This window comes from Polaromonas sp. P1_E3 (genome assembly GCF_056405935.1).
Genome location: NZ_JBFUBD010000014.1, coordinates 1 through 18,045, shown reverse-complemented (window position 1 = coordinate 18,045; position 18,045 = coordinate 1). Strand labels below are relative to the sequence as shown.

General features: G+C 62.8%; 22 protein-coding genes. 9 read left to right on the top strand and 13 right to left on the bottom strand.

All coding sequences use genetic code 11. The annotated features are described in order from the left end of the window. Positions 1–138: 138 nt before the first annotated feature. The 9 genes from AC1D0Z_RS04595 to AC1D0Z_RS04555 all read right to left on the bottom strand — a co-directional run bounded on the left by AC1D0Z_RS04595 (position 139) and on the right by AC1D0Z_RS04555 (position 7,476). Positions 139–558 (bottom strand): F0F1 ATP synthase subunit epsilon, encoded by a 420-nt coding sequence (locus tag AC1D0Z_RS04595; RefSeq protein WP_092130336.1) that lies wholly within the window; start codon positions 556–558, stop codon positions 139–141. A 128-nt stretch (positions 559–686) separates the two neighbouring features. Then, positions 687–2,090, bottom strand: a complete 1,404-nt coding sequence (gene atpD / locus AC1D0Z_RS04590) for a F0F1 ATP synthase subunit beta (protein ID WP_305638331.1) — start codon at positions 2,088–2,090, stop codon at positions 687–689. A 39-nt stretch (positions 2,091–2,129) separates the two neighbouring features. Then, positions 2,130–2,996 (bottom strand): F0F1 ATP synthase subunit gamma, encoded by an 867-nt coding sequence (atpG, locus tag AC1D0Z_RS04585; RefSeq protein WP_477657063.1) that lies wholly within the window; start codon positions 2,994–2,996, stop codon positions 2,130–2,132. Between the two features lie 63 nt (positions 2,997–3,059). Further along, on the bottom strand, positions 3,060–4,613 hold the full coding sequence (gene atpA, locus AC1D0Z_RS04580; protein WP_122954420.1) for a F0F1 ATP synthase subunit alpha: 1,554 nt from the start codon (positions 4,611–4,613) through the stop codon (positions 3,060–3,062). A 62-nt stretch (positions 4,614–4,675) separates the two neighbouring features. After that, entirely contained in the window at positions 4,676–5,206 is a 531-nt protein-coding gene (locus tag AC1D0Z_RS04575; protein WP_477657062.1) for a F0F1 ATP synthase subunit delta, read from the bottom strand. A gap of 12 nt (positions 5,207–5,218) precedes the next feature. Beyond that, positions 5,219–5,689 (bottom strand): F0F1 ATP synthase subunit B, encoded by a 471-nt coding sequence (locus tag AC1D0Z_RS04570; protein ID WP_092130341.1) that lies wholly within the window; start codon positions 5,687–5,689, stop codon positions 5,219–5,221. A gap of 74 nt (positions 5,690–5,763) precedes the next feature. Beyond that, entirely contained in the window at positions 5,764–6,027 is a 264-nt protein-coding gene (atpE, locus tag AC1D0Z_RS04565) for a F0F1 ATP synthase subunit C (protein ID WP_007868969.1), read from the bottom strand. A gap of 57 nt (positions 6,028–6,084) precedes the next feature. Beyond that, complete coding sequence (gene atpB / locus AC1D0Z_RS04560; RefSeq protein ID WP_477657061.1) at positions 6,085–6,963, bottom strand: F0F1 ATP synthase subunit A; 879 nt, start codon at positions 6,961–6,963, stop codon at positions 6,085–6,087. A gap of 12 nt (positions 6,964–6,975) precedes the next feature. Further along, complete coding sequence (locus AC1D0Z_RS04555) at positions 6,976–7,476, bottom strand: ATP synthase subunit I (RefSeq protein ID WP_477657095.1); 501 nt, start codon at positions 7,474–7,476, stop codon at positions 6,976–6,978. A 236-nt stretch (positions 7,477–7,712) separates the two neighbouring features. On the opposite strand from AC1D0Z_RS04555, the gene AC1D0Z_RS04550 reads away from it, so the two are divergent. From AC1D0Z_RS04550 to AC1D0Z_RS04515, 8 genes are all read left to right on the top strand, one after another. Beyond that, on the top strand, positions 7,713–8,150 hold the full coding sequence (locus AC1D0Z_RS04550; RefSeq protein WP_477657060.1) for a CopD family protein: 438 nt from the start codon (positions 7,713–7,715) through the stop codon (positions 8,148–8,150). A 4-nt stretch (positions 8,151–8,154) separates the two neighbouring features. Next, entirely contained in the window at positions 8,155–9,297 is a 1,143-nt protein-coding gene (locus AC1D0Z_RS04545) for an MBL fold metallo-hydrolase (RefSeq protein WP_477657059.1), read from the top strand. Continuing rightward, positions 9,294–9,842: a DUF2062 domain-containing protein gene (locus AC1D0Z_RS04540; protein ID WP_477657058.1), complete on the top strand. Its 549-nt coding sequence runs from the start codon at positions 9,294–9,296 to the stop codon at positions 9,840–9,842. The genes AC1D0Z_RS04545 and AC1D0Z_RS04540 overlap by 4 nt, the downstream gene beginning before the upstream one ends. A 61-nt stretch (positions 9,843–9,903) precedes the next feature. After that, positions 9,904–10,809, top strand: coding sequence for a D-amino acid aminotransferase (locus AC1D0Z_RS04535; RefSeq protein ID WP_477657057.1), 906 nt, complete (start codon positions 9,904–9,906; stop codon positions 10,807–10,809). A 13-nt stretch (positions 10,810–10,822) separates the two neighbouring features. Continuing rightward, complete coding sequence (locus AC1D0Z_RS04530; protein WP_477648275.1) at positions 10,823–11,140, top strand: HP0495 family protein; 318 nt, start codon at positions 10,823–10,825, stop codon at positions 11,138–11,140. A gap of 38 nt (positions 11,141–11,178) precedes the next feature. Beyond that, positions 11,179–11,889 carry a lipoyl(octanoyl) transferase LipB gene (gene lipB, locus AC1D0Z_RS04525; protein ID WP_477657056.1) on the top strand — a complete coding sequence of 237 codons (711 nt, stop codon included), beginning with the start codon at positions 11,179–11,181 and terminating at the stop codon, positions 11,887–11,889. A gap of 25 nt (positions 11,890–11,914) precedes the next feature. After that, positions 11,915–12,940 carry a lipoyl synthase gene (gene lipA / locus AC1D0Z_RS04520; RefSeq protein ID WP_477657055.1) on the top strand — a complete coding sequence of 342 codons (1,026 nt, stop codon included), beginning with the start codon at positions 11,915–11,917 and terminating at the stop codon, positions 12,938–12,940. Positions 12,941–12,950: 10 nt separating this feature from the next. After that, a complete protein-coding gene (locus AC1D0Z_RS04515; protein WP_477657054.1) occupies positions 12,951–13,661 on the top strand; it encodes a helix-turn-helix domain-containing protein in 711 nt (236 codons plus the stop codon). Here AC1D0Z_RS04515 and AC1D0Z_RS04510 read toward each other — a convergent pair. Continuing rightward, positions 13,655–13,867 (bottom strand): hypothetical protein, encoded by a 213-nt coding sequence (locus AC1D0Z_RS04510; protein WP_477657053.1) that lies wholly within the window; start codon positions 13,865–13,867, stop codon positions 13,655–13,657. The genes AC1D0Z_RS04515 and AC1D0Z_RS04510 overlap by 7 nt on opposite strands. A gap of 226 nt (positions 13,868–14,093) precedes the next feature. Between AC1D0Z_RS04510 and AC1D0Z_RS04505 the strand changes: the two genes are divergently transcribed. After that, positions 14,094–14,978 (top strand): DMT family transporter, encoded by an 885-nt coding sequence (locus AC1D0Z_RS04505; RefSeq protein ID WP_477657052.1) that lies wholly within the window; start codon positions 14,094–14,096, stop codon positions 14,976–14,978. On the opposite strand, the gene AC1D0Z_RS04500 is transcribed toward AC1D0Z_RS04505, so the two are convergent. From AC1D0Z_RS04500 to AC1D0Z_RS04490, 3 genes are all read right to left on the bottom strand, one after another. Continuing rightward, on the bottom strand, positions 14,952–16,319 hold the full coding sequence (locus AC1D0Z_RS04500) for a sensor histidine kinase (RefSeq protein ID WP_477657051.1): 1,368 nt from the start codon (positions 16,317–16,319) through the stop codon (positions 14,952–14,954). The genes AC1D0Z_RS04505 and AC1D0Z_RS04500 overlap by 27 nt on opposite strands. Beyond that, a complete protein-coding gene (locus tag AC1D0Z_RS04495; RefSeq protein WP_477657050.1) occupies positions 16,316–17,002 on the bottom strand; it encodes a response regulator transcription factor in 687 nt (228 codons plus the stop codon). Before AC1D0Z_RS04495 ends, AC1D0Z_RS04500 begins: the two co-directional genes overlap by 4 nt. A gap of 8 nt (positions 17,003–17,010) precedes the next feature. Then, on the bottom strand, positions 17,011–18,045 hold a 1,035-nt coding region (locus AC1D0Z_RS04490; protein ID WP_477657049.1), incomplete at its 5' end, for an alpha/beta hydrolase family protein.

Below are 18,045 nucleotides of genomic sequence, written 5' to 3'. Positions count from 1 at the left end.
AGATGGCGCGCTGGATTGCGCTCCGGCTACAACATGCGGTCCTGCGCGAACCCGCCAATAAGAAAGCCCCTGGCTTGCGGCAGGGGCTTGATGYGACCGATGACGGCTGCAGCGGGTGGCCGAAGCCACCGTGAGTTCTTATTTTTTCTGGCGATATTTGCGCAAGGCGGCAATCTGCGCGGCCATGACGGCCAGCTCGGACTGGGCCATGGCGATGTCGATGTCGCTTTTCGCATTCTTCAGGGCTTCTTCAGCGGCAGCCTTGGCTTCGCTGGCCTTGGTCTCGTCCAGGTCCTTGCCGCGAATGGCCGTGTCGCTCAAGACTGTCACACAGTTGGGCTGTACTTCAAGCAGGCCACCGGCCACGAACACAAATTCTTCGCTGCCATCGGCCTTTTCGATACGCACGGCGCCCGGCTTGATACGGGTGATCAGCGGCGTGTGGCGCGGGTAAATGCCCAGCTCGCCGGCCTCGCCAGGCAAAGCCACAAAGCGCGCTTCACCCGAGAAGATGGACTCTTCTGCAGAGACGACGTCGACGTGGATGGTTGTTGACATAAGCGTTCCTTACATTGAAAAGTTTGGAGAAAGCAAGCAGTTGGGATGAGCCGCTAGGCGCTGCGCGGAAATGTGCAAATGCACATTGAGCACAGCAACAACGCGGATCGCCCAAATGCGCCGCTTTATCAGACCTTCTTCGCCTTTTCGAAAGCTTCGTCGATTGTGCCGACCATGTAGAACGCCTGTTCTGGCAGGTGATCGCACTCGCCAGCCACAATCATCTTGAAGCCGCGAATGGTTTCAGCCAGGCTGACGTACTTGCCGGGGGAGCCGGTGAACACTTCAGCAACGTGGAAAGGCTGCGACAGGAAACGCTGGATCTTGCGGGCGCGGGCCACAGCCAGCTTGTCTTCAGGGGCCAGTTCGTCCATACCCAGAATCGCGATAATGTCGCGCAGTTCCTTGTAGCGCTGCAGCGTACCTTGCACGGCGCGGGCCGTGGCGTAGTGGTCTTCGCCCACAACGTTAGGGTCGAGCTGACGGCTGGTCGAGTCGAGCGGGTCAACCGCAGGGTAGATACCCAGCGAAGCGATGTCACGCGAAAGCACCACGGTGGAGTCCAGGTGGGCAAAGGTCGTGGCAGGCGACGGGTCGGTCAAGTCATCGGCAGGAACGTAAACGGCCTGGATGGAAGTGATGGAGCCGACCTTGGTGGAGGTAATACGCTCTTGCAGGCGGCCCATTTCTTCGGCCAGCGTAGGCTGGTAGCCCACAGCGGAAGGCATACGGCCCAGCAGCGCGGACACCTCGGTACCGGCCAGCGTGTAGCGGTAAATGTTGTCCACGAAGAACAGCACGTCACGGCCTTCGTCACGGAAGGACTCGGCGATGGTCAGGCCGGTCAGCGCCACGCGCAGACGGTTTCCTGGGGGCTCGTTCATCTGGCCGTAGACCATGGCCACTTTGGATTCGCCGAGGTTCTCGAGATTCACAACGCCGGAGTCGGCCATCTCGTGATAAAAGTCGTTGCCTTCGCGCGTACGTTCACCCACACCGGCAAACACGGACAAGCCCGAGTGCGCCTTGGCGATGTTGTTGATGAGTTCCATCATGTTCACGGTCTTGCCGACGCCGGCGCCGCCGAACAGGCCCACTTTGCCGCCCTTGGCGAACGGGCAAACCAGGTCAATCACCTTGATGCCGGTTTCCAGCAGTTCCTGCGATGGCGACAGTTCGTCGTAGGCAGGCGCCTTGCGGTGAATCGGTGCGGTCAGGGTCTGATCGACAGGACCACGTTCGTCGATGGGTGCACCCAGCACGTCCATGATGCGGCCCAGCGTGGCCTTGCCCACGGGAACCGTGATGTTGGCGCCGGTGTTGTACACGACGTTGCCGCGGCGCAGGCCGTCGGACGTGCCCAGTGCGATGGTGCGCACAATGCCGTCACCCAGCTGCTGCTGCACTTCAAGGGTCAGCGCGGAGCCTTCCATCTTGAGCGCGTCGTAAATTTTTGGCATCTGGTCGCGCGCAAATTCCACGTCAACCACAGCGCCGATACACTGAACAATCTTGCCTTGAGCTTGAGCCATGACTGGATCCTTTTCCRTTCTTTAAATCTTGAATCGCGGTTAGACCGCTGCGGCACCGGCAACGATTTCCGAAAGTTCTTTCGTGATCGCCGMTTGACGCGTTTTGTTGTAAACCAGCTTGAGTTCGCCAATCACGCTGCCGGCGTTGTCCGTCGCGGCCTTCATGGCCACCATGCGGGCAGACTGCTCGGACGCCATGTTTTCGGCAACCGCCTGATAAACCAGTGCTTCCACATAGCGAATCAACAGGTCGTCGATCACGGTCTGCGCGTCGGGCTCATAGATGTAGTCCCAGCCGTGCTGGTCTTTGTCAGCCTGCAGGTGCGCGGCCGTCAAAGGCAGCAATTGCTCGACCACAGGCTCCTGGCGCATGGTGTTGATGAACTTGGTGTAGCACAGGTACACCGCGTTGATCTTGCCTTCGCTATACGCGTCGAGCAGAACCTTCACGGGGCCGATCAGCTTTTCCAGATGCGGCTTGTCGCCCAGTTGCGTTGCATGCGACACCACCTTGGCGCCGACCCGGTTCAAAAAGCCGAGGCCCTTGTTGCCGATCGCTACTGCCTTCGCATCATGGCCTGCAGCCTGCACTTCCTTGAGCTTGCCGGTCACGGCGCGCAGCACGTTGGTATTCATGCCGCCGCACAAGCCTTTGTCAGTCGTCACCACGATAAACCCGGTGGCCTTGGCGTCGTTGGACTCCATGAACGCGTGGGTGTATTCGGGGTTGGCCTGACTCAGGTTGGCCGTGATGTTACGGATCTTGTCGCTGTAAGGACGGGCAGCGCGCATCCGCTCCTGCGCCTTGCGCATCTTGGAGGCGGCCACCATCTCCATGGCCTTGGTGATCTTTTTGGTGTTTTCCACCGACTTGATCTTGCCGCGTATTTCCTTGCCTGCTGCCATATGGATTCCTAAGGGGTTCCTGAGGGTTGCTTAATTACTTGCTTGACGATGCGTCAGGCGAGATCAGGCAAACGACTTCTTGAACTCGGTCACAGCCGCGTTCAGTTCCGCCTCAGCATCCTTGTCCATGGCCTTGTTGGCTTCGAGCTTGGCCATCAGGGCCGCGTTCTTGTCCTTCAGGAAGGCATGCAGGCCGTGTTCGAAAGCCAGGACCTTCTTGACTTCCACGTCGTCCATGAAACCCTTGTTCACGGCGAACAGCGTGGCACCCATGTTGGAGATGGACAAAGGCGAGTACTGGGCCTGCTTGAGCAGTTCGGTCACGCGGGCACCGCGGTCCAGCTGCTTGCGGGTCGCTTCGTCCAGGTCAGAAGCGAACTGCGCGAAGGCCGCCAGTTCACGGTACTGGGCCAGGTCGGTACGGATACCGCCGGAGAGGTTCTTGATCAGCTTGGTCTGGGCAGCGCCACCGACGCGGGACACCGAGATACCGGCGTTAATAGCGGGACGAATACCGGCATTGAACAGGCTGGTTTCCAGGAAGATCTGGCCGTCGGTGATCGAGATCACGTTGGTTGGAACGAAAGCGGACACGTCACCAGCTTGCGTTTCAATGATCGGCAGCGCGGTCAGCGAACCGGTCTTGCCCTTGACGGCGCCCTTGGTGAAGTCTTCAACGTACTTCTCGTTCACGCGAGCTGCACGCTCAAGCAGACGGCTGTGCAGATAGAACACGTCGCCAGGGTAAGCTTCGCGTCCTGGTGGACGGCGCAGCAGCAACGAGACCTGGCGGTAAGCCACGGCCTGCTTGGACAGATCGTCATACACGATCAGAGCATCTTCCCCGCGGTCGCGGAAGTATTCGCCCATCGTGCAACCGGAGTAGGCGCTCACGTATTGCATGGCGGCGGACTCGGAAGCGGCAGCGGCCACAACGATGGTGTATTCCATCGCGCCGGCTTGTTCCAGTGCGCGCACCACGTTCTTGATCGACGAAGCCTTCTGGCCGATCGCGACGTAGACGCAGGAAACGCCCTTGCCTTTTTGGTTGATGATGGCGTCGATGGCCACGGCGGTTTTGCCGGTCTGACGGTCGCCAATGATCAGTTCGCGCTGGCCGCGGCCGACGGGCACCATGGAGTCGATGGACTTCAGGCCGGTCTGCAGGGGCTGGTCAACGGATTTACGGGCGATCACGCCGGGTGCGACCTTTTCGATCACGTCGGTCATCTTGGCGTTGATCGGGCCTTTGCCGTCAATCGGCTGACCCAGCGCGTTAACCACGCGGCCAAGCAGCTCAGGACCGACAGGCACTTCCAGAATGCGGCCCGTGCACTTCACGGTGTCGCCTTCGGCGATGTGCTCGTACTCGCCCAGAATCACGGAGCCGACGGAGTCGCGCTCAAGATTCAGCGCCAGGCCGTAGGTGGGGGTGCCGTCGGCGGTTGCAGGGAATTCCAGCATTTCGCCCTGCATCACATCGGACAGGCCGTGGATACGGACGATACCGTCGGTCACGGACACCACGGTGCCCTGGTTGCGAATGTCGCTGCTTCCGGCCAGGCCCTCGATACGGCTCTTGATCAGTTCAGAAATTTCTGCGGGATTGAGTTGCATGACTCTTTCCTTCTTTCAGTATGTTGTTGGCTAATAACCTGCAATGGCGCCTGGGCACCAGCTCAGGAAACCAGCGCCGCTTTCATTTGCTCTAAACGGGCTTTTACCGAGGTGTCCAGCACCTCGTCACCCACCACGACTCGTACGCCCCCGATCAGGGCCGGCTGCAGCTCAACCTGAAGGTTGAGCTTCTTGCCAAAGCGCTTTTCCAGCGTTGCCGACAGATCGGCCAGCGCTGCACCGTCGAGCGCAAACGCGCTGTAGACGGTCGCATCGGACGAACCACTTTGCGCATTTTTCAGGGTGCGAAACTGCGCTGCGATTTCCGGCAGGACGCTCAGGCGGCCGTTCTCGATCACTGTGCGCAGGAAGTTCTTCGCAGAATCCGGCAGCTTCGTTTTGGCAACGCCTGAAATCACGTCGAACGCCTGTGCCGAAGTCACGCCGGGGTTGCCGGCAAACTGCTGCAGCTGCGCATTGGCAGCAATGGCGGCCAGCTCATCGAGCCAGGCGGCGGTGCCGCCCAGGTCGGAGCCAGAGGCCTTGAACAGGGCCTCGGCGTAAGGACGGGCAATGGTGGCTAGTTCGGCCATATTGATGCTCGCTTAGAGTTCGGTCTTCAGGCGGCCCAGCAAGTCGGCATGCACGCTGGCATTGACTTCCTTGCGCAGAATCTGCTCGGCGCCCTTGACGGCCAGCGCGGCAACCTGCTCACGCAGGGTTTCGCGCGCCTTGACGGTTTGCTGCTCGGCTTCGGCCTTGGCGGCGGCAATGATCTTGCTGCCTTCTTCGGTTGCCCGGGCCTTGGCTTCTTCCACCAGGGCCTGGCCCCTGCGCTCGGCTTCAGCCAGGCGCACGGCAGCTTCATTGCGCGACTTGGCCAGCTCTTCTTCCACGCGCTTGTTGGCGACGGAGAGTTCAGACTTGGCTTTATCGGCAGCAGCAAGGCCGTCAGCGATTTTTTGCGCACGCGCGTCCAGGGCCGCCGCGATGGGTGGCCATACAAACTTCATCGTGAACCCGACCAAAATCAGGAACACGATCATCTGGACAATTAGGGTACCGGTAATGCTCACTGCACATCCTTTCCCTTGGGGCCCAGCCAGAGGCCGACCCGAAGGAATGACATTCTTGGGACTTTGATGATTGCTTACTTAGGCAGGTTGGCGATTTGCGCCAGGAACGGGTTGGCAGTAGCGAACCACAGCGCAATACCCGTACCGATAATGAAAGCCGCGTCAATCAGGCCAGCCAGCAGGAACATCTTGGTCTGCAGTTCGCCCATCAGCTCAGGCTGGCGTGCAGCTGCTTCGAGGTATTTGCTGCCCATGATGCCGATACCGATACAGGCACCGACAGCGCCGAGACCGATGATGAGGCCGGCGGCCAGAGCGACAAAACTAATAACTTCCATGATGACTCCTTAGGACTTGGTTACGAGAGAAAAACAAAAACGAAACGGGACAACTGATTAGTGGTGATCGTGCGCCTGGCCGATGTACACCAGGGTCAGCATCATGAACACGAACGCCTGCAGCGTAATGATCAGGATGTGGAAAATCGCCCAGGCCGAGCCTGCGATGATGTGGCCGATGGCCAGCGCAATGCCGGTGCCCAGCGAGACGGAGGCAAAAGCGCCACCCATCAGGGCGATCAGCAGGAAAATCAGTTCGCCGGCATACATATTGCCGAACAGTCGCATGCCGTGCGAAACGGTCTTGGCGACAAACTCAATCATCTGCATGAGGAAGTTGAAAGGGTACAGGGCCCAGTGGTTGCCGAAAGGCGCCGTGAACAGCTCGTGGACCCAGCCGCCGGCACCCTTGATCTTGACGTTGTAAACGAGGCAGGTAATCAGCACGCCGAGCGACAGGCCCATGGTGACCGACAAGTCAGCGGTCGGCACGGAGCGCATGAAAGCGTGGTGAGGATCATGCCCGGCAGCACCGTAAACAGCGGCCCAGATCGCGGGCAGCAAATCGACCGGCAGCAAGTCCATGGCGTTGAGCAGGAAAATCCAGACAAACACCGTCAGGGCCAGGGGAGCCACCAGCTTGCGGCTTTCGGCGTTGTGCACGATACCCTTGGCTTGCGCGTCGACCATTTCGACCAGGATTTCGACGGCAGCCTGGAAGCGGCCGGGAACGCCGGAAGTGGCTTTGCGTGCGGCTTTCCAGAGCAGGAAGCAGCCGATCACGCCCAGCAAGATGCTGAAAATCGTCGAGTCGATGTTGATAACGGTCAGGTCAAACGGGCCAACCAGCTCTTTGTTACGCCAATGCGTCAAGTGGTGAACGATGTATTCACCAGCGGTCTGACCACCATGTCCAGCAGCATTCTCAGCAGCCATTTATTGCTCGCCTCAAAGTTTATTGCGCCTGACCGCGAACATTAACGCGAGCCAGGACACTTTCATTGTCACCACCAGGCCAACCAGCATTGCCGGCCAACTCAGCATCGAAACCATCCTTGGAGCAGCAAAAAGCATTGCCACCGTCAAGGCGATCTTGACCATTTCCCACAAGAAGAACCCCATCACCGCAGTGCCGGGGTTCATCGACCAAACTTTGCCGGTCAAACCGCGCGCAAACAGCGCCGCCGGAATCACCACCGCCAACGCCCCATAGAACGCCGACCACCCCACCGATTGCTGTCCCGTCAGGGCCCAGGCGGCACACGCCACCACAATTCCGGCACCCAGCTGCCCCGCCAATACCGACCAGGGCGACACCTGCGGACTCGCTTCACGAAGCTTTTGGGCTTCTTCGCGGGTCAGGGTCTTGAAACTTTCATCCTGCGCCTCAAGCTCATCTGTAACAGCCGGGCTTCCCCGGGTCACCGCTGAATGCGCAGAATTTCCCATTTTGGTCATCACAAATTACGGGAAAGTTACAGGGGCCGTTATTAGCAAAGCCCTTGATTATACGTAGAAACCCCCGAGCCTCCGCAAAATCCCGGGGTTTGGATCCGGATTAGGGGTGATCGGCGGTTTTCAGTCTTGATCGCAGAGGGGTGGTTCACAATCACCGCTGAAAGGCAGCCCGGCAACGGGGCGCCCGCGATGCAACATCCCCACCGAAAGAAGCCATGCACGCCCTGATGAAATTTCTGCACATTGCCGCCGCCGTCGCCTGGCTGGGCGGCGCGGCTTTCATGCTGTTTGCCTTGCGGCCGGCCTTGGCAACGGGCCAGCTTGCGCCGCCGCAACGCCTGCCGCTGATCGTGCAGGTCCTGACGCGCTTCTTTATAGGCGTGTGGGTTTCCATCGCCATCCTCCTGCTCACAGGCCTGGCCATGCTGCTGGCGGTCGGCATGAAAAACGCGCCCATCGGCTGGCATGTGATGTTCGGCATCGGACTTTTGATGTTCGCACTGTTCGGCCACTTGTATTTCGGCCCTTTTCGCCAGCTCAAGCTCGCCGTCCTCGCCTCGGACTGGCCTGAAGGTGGCCGCCGCGTMGGGCAGATCGCCACGCTGGCGCTGGCCAACCTTGCCCTGGGTGCAGTGGCCATTGCAGCTGTCCTCTTCCTGGCGTGAAGCCTTGGGTGACCGTGCCGCAACCCTGCGCGCAAGCCTTGCGGGTGCAAGCCTGCTGTTCCTGGGAGGCTGTTCGTCCGTGAACCCTTATTACGATCCCGCCAAGCCCCACCACACCCGCGAGGGCTTCACGAACAACTACACCGCCTCGGTCACCCAGGGCTTTGGCGCGCTGATGCGCTGGCAATGGGAAAAGCGCCAGCAAGGCCTGCCCAGGCCCCCCGCGGCACCCATCCCGCAACAAGCGCCCGACCTGAAAGCCATCCAGGCCTACGCCTCAGCGCATGCGGCATCCGGTGCGGCCGCCGCGCGTCCCGCCATCACCTGGGTGGGCCACGCCACCATGCTGGTACAGGCCGGCGGGCTCAATGTATTGACCGATCCGGTGTTTTCGCAGCGGGCCAGCCCGGTGCAGTTCGCCGGCCCTTCGCGCGCGCAGCCGCCCGGCGTCGCATTGGCCGATTTGCCGCCCATTGACGTGGTGGTGATTTCGCACAACCACTACGACCACCTCGACACCGACTCCGTGCAAGCCATCGCCGCGCGCTCCGCAGCCGCCGGCCGCCCCGCCCTGTTCCTGGTGCCGCTGGGCGTCAAGTCCTGGTTTGCCAGCCGCGGCATCACGCATGTCGTCGAAATGGACTGGTGGGACAGCCATGTTTACCGCGGCGTGGAGTTCAACTTCACGCCGGTGCAGCACTGGTCGGCGCGCAGCTTTGGCGACCGCAGCCAGACGCTGTGGGGCGGTTACGCTGTATTCGCGCCAGACCTGCATTGGTATTTCAGCGGCGACACCGGGTATTCCAAAGACTTTCTGGACACCCGCGCGCGCTTTGCCAGCCGCCAGGCCGCCGGCCAGCGCGGCGGCTTTGACCTCGCCCTCATTGCCGTGGGCGCCTACGAGCCGCGCTGGTTCATGTCCGGCCAGCACGTGAACCCGGCCGAAGCGGTGCAGATTCATCAAGACCTGGGCGCCAAACGCAGCGTGGGCGTGCACTGGGGTACGTTCGAGCTGACCGACGAGCCGCTCGACCAGCCGCCGCAAGACCTGGCGGCCGCCCGCACGGCCAAAGGCCTGAAAGACGAAGACTTCAGCGTCATGGCCGTCGGCGAAACCCGCTTTTTACCCCCCAGGCCTGCGCCATGAAGGCACGCCGCAAGAAACGCGAGCCCGGCAAGGCGCACTGGACGGACCGCCTCAAGGCATCCATACCGAGCCGCGAAGTGCTGGCGTCCAACCCCTGGCTCAGGCCGGTCGCGCATCGCCTGCTGGACCCACAGCTGTGGCGCCTGCAGCACGAGGCCGTGGCACGCGGCGCCGCCATCGGCATCTTCTGGGCTTTCGCCCTTCCGTTTGCGCAAACCGTGGCGGCCGCCGCCCACAGCGTCTGGTGGCGCGCCAACATCCCGGTAGCCGCCGGCATCACCTTTATCACCAACCCGTTCACGGTGGGCTTCTGGCTCTGGCTGGCCTACCAGGTGGGCGGGCTGGTTCTTGATGCGCCGCCGCCGGTGTCCATTTCCGAAAGCGCGGGGGTGGTCGCCTGGATGGCCTCTTTTGGCGGGCCGGCCATCCTGGGCATGGGGATCTTCGCCGTTGTGGGTTCGGTCAGTGCCTACTTCCTCGTCAAGCTGGCCTGGCGCATCCGCATCTGGTTCAAACGCCACCGCCGGCAAACGGCCAGACGTTAGACAATCCGGTACCAGCCTGCCTTTTGCGACGCAGCAATTTTCATTTCTTTCCAGCCCCATCATGACAACGCCTCTTGCCAGTTCCCTTCCCGACACCCCCTGCTACCTCAACGGCGAATTCACGCCGCTCAAGGACGCCAAAATCAGCGTGATGGACCGCGGGTTCATCTTCGGCGACGGCATCTATGAAGTGGTGCCGGCCTACGCAGGCAAGCCGTTTCGCTTCGAACAGCACATGGCGCGGCTGGAACGCAGCCTCACCGAACTGCGCATCACCAACCCGCTCACACGCGCCCAATGGCTGGAGATTGCTCTCAAATTAATAGCTGCTTGCGCACAATCCACGGGCGCCGCAGCCGAAAAAGGCAATCAACTCGTCTACATCCAGGTCACCCGCGGTGTGGCCATGCGCGACCATCCCATGCTGCCGGGCCTGACGCCCACCGTCTTTGTCATGTGCAACCCGATGAAGCTGCCCTCCGATGCGGCACGCGAAAAAGGCGTGGCCTGCGTCACCGCCGACGACTTCCGCTGGGAAAAGGCCCACATCAAAAGCACCAGCCTGCTGGGCGCGGTGTTTTCACGCCAGATCAGCGTTGACGCCGGCGCGGTCGAGACCGTGATGTTCCGCGGCGACTACCTGAGCGAAGCTGCTTCCAGCAACGTCTGGATCGCCAAAGACGGCAAGGTTTCGGGTCCGCCCAAGGACAACCTGGTGCTCGAAGGCATACGCTTCGGCCTGATCGAAGAAATGTGCCGCGCGGCGGGCATTCCTTTTGAGCTGCGCCGCATCACCCGCGCCGAAGTGCTGGCCGCCGATGAAATTTTGCTGTCGTCCGCCACCAAGGAGGTGCTGCCGGTCACCCTGCTGGACGGCCAGCCGGTAGGCCAAGGCGTGGAAAAAGGCCAACCCGGCCCCATCTACAAAAAGCTGTACGCTGAATACCAGCGTGCCAAAACGGCCTGAAAGGACCTTTGCCATGACGACTTCCCCCAACATCCCCAAAATCATCGGCGTGCCCGGCACGGAGCCATCGCGCCAGGAATCACTGATTGAGTACCCCTCGCAGTTTCCGATCAAGGTGATGGGTGAAAAGGTCGACGGCATGGTCGCGGCCATTACTTCCATTGCGCACCAGTTCGACCCGGCCTTCGACGCCTCCACCATCGAGTTGCGCGAAAGCAAGGGCGGCAAGTACCTGGGTGTCACCATCACCGTCACCGCCACCAGCCGCGAACAGCTCGACGAGCTCTACCGCACGCTTTCGACCCACCCGATGGTCAAGGTCGTCCTTTAATCGCGACCCGGCCTCGGGTACCCGCAAAGCATTCGCATATGCAAGCTGAAACACGCATGCTGGGCCGGGTCGATTACCTGCCCACCTACGAAGCCATGCAAACCTTCACGGCGACACGTAACGTTGGGGTTTCCAGCGAAAACGGCCTGCAGCCCAATCAGGACGAGCGCGACCAGCTATGGATTTGTGAGCACCCCCCGGTCTACACACAGGGGCTGGCAGGCAAAAGCGACCATGTCCTGAACCCCGGCAGCATCCCGGTGGTGCAGACCAACCGCGGCGGCCAGGTCACTTACCACGGCCCCGGCCAGGTGGTGGCCTACCCGCTCATCGATTTGAAGCGCGCCGGCTATTACGTCAAGGAATACGTCTACCGCATTGAGGAATCCGTCATCAAGACGCTGTCGCATTTCGGCGTCACCGGGCACCGGGTGGCCGGTTCGCCCGGCATTTATGTGCGGCTGGACGACCCGGCCTCCCACGCAGCCTTGACGGGTCCAGTCAACCCGGTGGACCCCTTCCGCGGCCTCGGGAAGATCGCCGCTTTGGGCATCAAAGTCAGCCGCAATTGCACCTACCACGGGGTGGCGCTCAACGTGGCGATGGACCTGGAACCCTTCTCACGGATCAACCCCTGCGGCTATGTGGGGCTCAAAACCACAGACCTTTCTACAATCGGGGTATCGGCAAGCTGGCAGGAAGCTGCGGATGTGCTGGGCCGCAAGCTCGTCACCTACCTGGCGCCCTGAGCACATTCCTTCAAAGAAATACACCATGAGCACCCCAGAAACCGTCAATCCTGTTGTTCGCGATATCCAGAGCCAGGAAGACTACAACCCGCTGGCCAAGCAAAAGGCCGCGGCCAAGCTGTCGCGCATTCCCGTCAAGGTGGTGCAGGGCGAAATGCTCAAAAAACCCGACTGGATTCGCGTCAAGGCCGGCAGCCCCACCACGCGCTTCTACGAGATCAAGCAGATCCTGCGCGAGAACAAGCTCAACACAGTGTGCGAAGAAGCCAGTTGCCCCAACATCGGCGAATGCTTCGGCAAGGGCAYGGCCACCTTCATGATCATGGGTGACAAGTGCACGCGCCGCTGCCCGTTTTGCGATGTGGGCCACGGACGGCCAGACCCGCTGGACGTGAACGAACCGCTGAACCTGGCCAAAACCATCGCAGCGCTCAAGCTCAAATACGTGGTGATCACCAGCGTGGACCGTGACGATCTGCGCGACGGCGGCAGCGGCCACTTTGTCGAATGCATTCAAAAGATCCGCGAACTCTCGCCCGCTACCACCATTGAAATCCTGGTGCCCGACTTCCGCGGCCGTGACGACCGCGCGCTTGAGATCCTCAAGGCCGCGCCGCCCGATGTGATGAACCACAACCTCGAAACCGCGCCGCGCCTTTACAAAGAAGCGCGCCCAGGCAGCGACTACAACTTCAGCCTCAACCTGCTCAAGAAGTTCAAGGCCCTGCACCCCGATGTGCCGACCAAGAGCGGCATCATGGTCGGCCTGGGCGAAACCGACGAGGAAATTTTGCAGGTCATGCGCGACATGCGCGCGCACAACATCGACATGCTCACGATTGGCCAGTACCTCGCGCCCTCCACCAGCCACCTGCCGGTGCGCCGCTACGTGCACCCCGACACCTTCAAGATGTTTGAAGAGGAAGCCTACAAGATGGGCTTCACGCACGCGGCCGTGGGCGCCATGGTGCGCAGCAGCTACCACGCCGACCAGCAGGCCCACGCGGCTGGCGTGGCCGACAAGGCAGACGCGGCCATCGCCGCTCTTTAATCCCCGCACCATGACCCTGCCGCAAGGCTCCCTGTCGCTTCGCCACTACGGCGCGTCGCACGGCAGCCATGCGCATGAACACTTCCAGGTGCTGCTGGGCCTGAGCGGTGTGCTGGAGCTGGAGGTAGGTGGACGCGGGCGGCGCATTGCGGCCGGCCAGGGCTGCGTGATCTCCCCCGGCGACCGTCATGACTTCGAATCACGTGACGGCAGCCGCTGCCTGGTGCTGGACACCGCACAACCCGATTGGGCCCGCTGCGCAGCCGACCCGGCCAAAACCGGGCAAGCCCTGGCGCTGGGAAATTACCTCGCCGAAGCGCTGCAGCAGCCGCGCAGTCTTGCGCAAGTCCACGGGCCAGCGCTACTGCTGGAAGCCTGGGAGCCTGCGTCGGCATTAAAGCTCCCGCGTTATGCCCGTCCCATCCACTGGGGCCAACTGGCCACGTGGACGCAGCAGCGCCTGCATGAACCATTGAGCGTCGCGCAGCTGGCTGCGCAGGTTTTCTTAAGCCCAACGCAATTCGCCGCGCGCTGCCGGCGCGAGACCGGCCTCAGCGTGATGCAGTGGCTGCGCCGGCAACGCCTGGCACTGGCTGTGCAGTTGCGCAGCCGCGGCATGGGCGTGGCCGACACCGCACTGCACTGCGGCTACCAGTCGCCCTCGGCCCTGACGGCCGCGCTGAAGCGGCAGCCACGCCAAGCCGGCGCGGCACATCAATAACGGTAGGGATTGTTCGGCCTGCGGTCGTACCGGTCGCGCACACCGTCGCCGTCACGGTCACTTCGATAACCAGGGCCATAGCCCGGCGCAGGGGCGGGCACGACACGGTATTGCGGCGCGCGCTCATAAGCCACGGGATAGGCTACGCAGCCCGACAGGGCCGCCATGCCGGCCAGCGCCAGCAAAAGGATGGAAAGTTTTTTCATGAGGGGTCTCCTTCGGTGTCATGCGATTTCGGCGAAATCTGCCATGCCATTGCAACCTGGGCCGGTGCCGGCACGGTGTCTGCGGTGCGCCTGATGCGTGAAGCTGGTTACCGGATGTAGGCCTGCGCGTAGGACACGTCCCCGCCAGCAGCAGAACCGTCGTTGCGCGACAACAGAGCGTTGCTCTGCGACGACGCCCAGGGCGCAGCCCCCTATGCTTGCCGCCATGCCCGCCAATCTGTATGCACTGGGCGCCATCGCCCTCTGGACCCTGCTCGCTTCGCTCGGGGTCTCGCTCAAACACGTCCCGCCTTTCCTGCTGACCGGCGTTGCACTGCTGACCGGCAGCCTGCTGGCCCTGCCTTTTGTGCTGCGTGACCGTACGCAATGGAAGATTCCCGCCGCCACGCTGGCGCTCGGTGTGTACGGCCTCTTCGGCTACCACTTCCTGCTTTTCATTGCGCTGCGCCACGCACCAGCGGTCGAGGCCAACCTGGTGAACTACCTCTGGCCCCTTTTTATCGTGGTGCTGGCGCCGCTGTTCCTTCGCGGCGTGCAGCTCCGCGCCATGCATGTGGCTGCGGGCCTGCTGGGATTTGCTGGCGCCGCCATTGCCATCCTGGGCGCGGGGGGCAGCGGTGCCGCTTCCGCGGCAGGCTGGTCATGGGGTTACCTGCCGGCGCTGGGCTCGGCCTTCATCTGGGCCAGCTATTCGCTGCTGACCAAACGCGTGCCGGCCTTTCCTACCGCGGCCATCGGCCTCTTCGGCCTGGTCTCGGGCGTGCTCTCACTGCTATGCCACTGGGCGCTGGAGCCTGCCGCCACGCTGTCGGCGCAAGACTGGCTATTGCTGGCAGTGCTGGGCGTGGGGCCCCTGGGCGCGGCGTTCTTTCTCTGGGACAAAGCATTGAAGCTGGGCGACGCGCAGCAGATCGGCATCCTCAGCTACCTCACACCGCTGGGCTCAACGGCCCTGCTGATGTTGGTAAGCGGCCGCGCGCTGAGCTGGAGCATCGCCCTGGCCGCGGTGATGATCATCGGCGCCGCGCTGCTGGGAACGAGGGCCAAACAAGGCTGCAGCCCTTTAAGGACGGGCGCGAGCAGCTCCTGATTCAATAGCAGGCCACCGCACGCACACGGCCAGCCCCGGCTCTGCATTGCGCACCTGCAGTTCGGCGCCATGCGCCTCGGCCACCAGCCGGCACAGATACATGCCCAAGCCCACGCCGCCCGTTGCGCGCTGGCGTGCGCCGTCGGTGCGGTAAAAGGGCTCGGTCAAATGTGCCAGCTGCGCGGCGTCCACGCCCGGCCCAAAGTCGCGCACCTCCAGCATCACGCCGCCGCCCGCCGACTGCAGCGACACCTGCGGCGGCCTGGCAGCGCCGCTGCTGTAACGCAGCGCGTTGTCCAGCAGGTTGCGCACCAGCACACGCATGCGCATGCGGTCCAGCGCCAGCGGCGCCAGGCCAGTCGCCAGGTCCAGTACCACTTCCGACGCACCCGGCACCTCGGCGGCGGTCTCACGCACCAGCGCTGCCAGATCCACCGGCTCGCGCTGCAGCGCGGCGTGCGGGCTGGCCAGGCGCTCGCTTTCGAGCAAGTCGCTGATCAGGTCGCGCATCTCGCCCAGGTCGCGCAGCAGCGCCTCGCGTTCGCGTTCGCCGGCACCGTTGCCTTGCGGCGTGGTGGGCAGCAACTCGGCGTTGAGCCGGGCGCGTGTCAGCGGGGAGCGCAGCTCATGGCTCAGCGCCAGCAGCAAGGCGCGTTTGGCGTTGAGCATGCCTTCGATGTCGTGCGCCATGGTGTTGATGCGCCCGGCCAGGTCACCGAGTTCGTCGCGGCGGCGCAGGGGAATCGGCGTCGCGAACTCGCCGCGGCCAAAGCGCTCGGCCCCTTCGCGGATGTCGTCCAGCGGGCGCAGCAGGCGCCGCACATAGGCGTATGCCCCTATGAGCAAGCCCAGCAGCAGCGCCAGGGTGATCCAGCCAAACACTCCGTGCGGCGCCGCCTGCCAGGGCGCAGTGCCCGGACCAAAAATCACGCGGTGGCCGTCGGCTGTGGTGCGGCTCAGCCAGTCTTTGGCGCGGGCGTCGAACACCTTGCGGTCGGGCCTGTCGGGATGCGACTGCCAGTTAACCTGCGGCCCTTCAATGCGGATGGAAATCGGTAGCCGTGCGGCCAGCGCCTGGGCGCGGCCCACATCGGGCGGCGAACCAAGGTCGGCCACCAGCCGGTCCATGTAGTCGCTGATCAGCGGTTTGGCCGCGTCACGCCAGCCCGTTGAAAACGCCCGCTGCATGCCGCTCATGAACACCGCGCCCATGGCCAGCGCCAGTAGCAGGAACACGGTGATCAGCCGCAGCCGCAGCGAATGCTTCCAGCGGTGGCGCCAGCGCTCGGGGCGCGAGCGTTCGCGGGCCCGCCTGTCGCGGCGCGTTTTCCAGCGCCTCACGGCACACCCGCCTTGCCGGCCGCGAGCGCGTAGCCCGCGTTGCGCAAGGTCTTGATGCAGTCCAGCGGCTCCAGCTTTTTGCGCAGCCGGCTCACCACGATGTCGACGGCGCGCGTATACAGCTCGGCCTCATGGCCGCGCAGGCGGTTGAGGATGTCGTCGCGGTTAAAGACCTTGCCGGGCTCGGCCGCCAGCAGGGCCAACAATTCAAACTCGGTGCCGGTCAGCTCGACCTTTTCGCCCAGCCGCAGCACCTCGCGCGTTTCCACGTCGACCACCAGCCCCTGGAACACATGGCGCTGGGTGGCCGCAACCGGTGCGCTGCGCTGGCGCCGCAAAATGGTCTGCAGGCGCGCCACCAGCTCGCGCGGCTCAAAAGGCTTGGGCAGGTAGTCGTCGGCGCCGAGCTCCAGCCCGACCACGCGGTCCATCACGTCGCCGCGGGCGGTCAGCATCACGATGGGGATGTCGCTTTCCTTGCGGATCTCGCGGCACAGCGCAAAGCCGTCCATCTCCGGCAGCATGACGTCCAGGATGGCCGCGTCGTAAGTACCGGCGCGCAGCTTGGCCAGGCCTTCGCCAGGGCGCAGGGCGCTCTCCAGCACAAAATCAAAACGGGCAAAGTAGGCGGCCAGCGGCGCAGCCAGGTGTTCGTCGTCATCGATCAACAGGATATGGGGCATAGGATTGGCTACAGTCGCTTCGGAGAACCCGCATCGGCCTGGAGTTGCTCCTGAAAAAACATCAATGCGTCGCGGTTCACATTGTCATGCACAGCGGCTCGATTGACGCCTTGCGGATCCGTACACAGAGCGGGCGCGACGCCGCGCATCTCCGCCGTGCACGGCGCGAGAAACACGAAGTGGTCTGCCATGGGGATCTCGGTGTATCGGGCCAATGAGGGGAGCAGTTCCTTTACCTTGATCGCGTTCTCCTTGACCGGCAGCACGGAATCGGCGCCGGCCGCGTACAGATTCACCGGCTTCGAGACCTGCGACAGGCTTTCGCGGTCAAAGAAGGCTCCCGGCGGGCTCATGACGAACGCGGCGCGGATGCGGTCGTCGGTCTTCGCGATCAGCGGGGGAGACGACAGGGAAACCTTTGCGCCACCGGCGCATAGAACACTTGTCGGCAAGGCTTTGCAATAGGCACCCAGCAGCTCGAACTTCGGTTTGGCGCCCATCAGCAAGAGGGCCGAATAACCGCCCGCTGAAAAACCCGCGACGCCCACCCGCCGGGAATCGATCAGGCCCGCAGAGGCCGGAGCCTGCAACAGGAAATCCAGCAGTGCGGACAGTTGCAGCGCTCTTCCCATCAGCACCCGGTCGGTGCCGACCCCGCTGCTGTCGCGAAAATTGTCGCCCGGATGCTCGATGGCGGCCACCACGTAGCCATGGCGCGCGAGGAATGTCGCGGTATCGTGGTGACTGAACCGGCCGGCACCATTGCCGTGCGAGAGCAGCACCAGAGGATGGCGCACACCCCTAGGCGCCGCATCCTTCACGGCAGACACAACGACAGCCCCCATGCTGGTGGTTTCAGACGTGGGCGCTGCCGGATAGAACACTGCCGCCTGCATCGGTTGCTGCGTGACAGGGTCGGGAAGCTGAATCAGACGAAAGCCGGCTCCGCCAGGAGGTTCAGTGGCGCCCACCACGCCGGTGATTGACGCCAAAGCAACGAACAGGCTGCAAGCCAGCGATTTCAACATCGGGTTCCCTGGAAG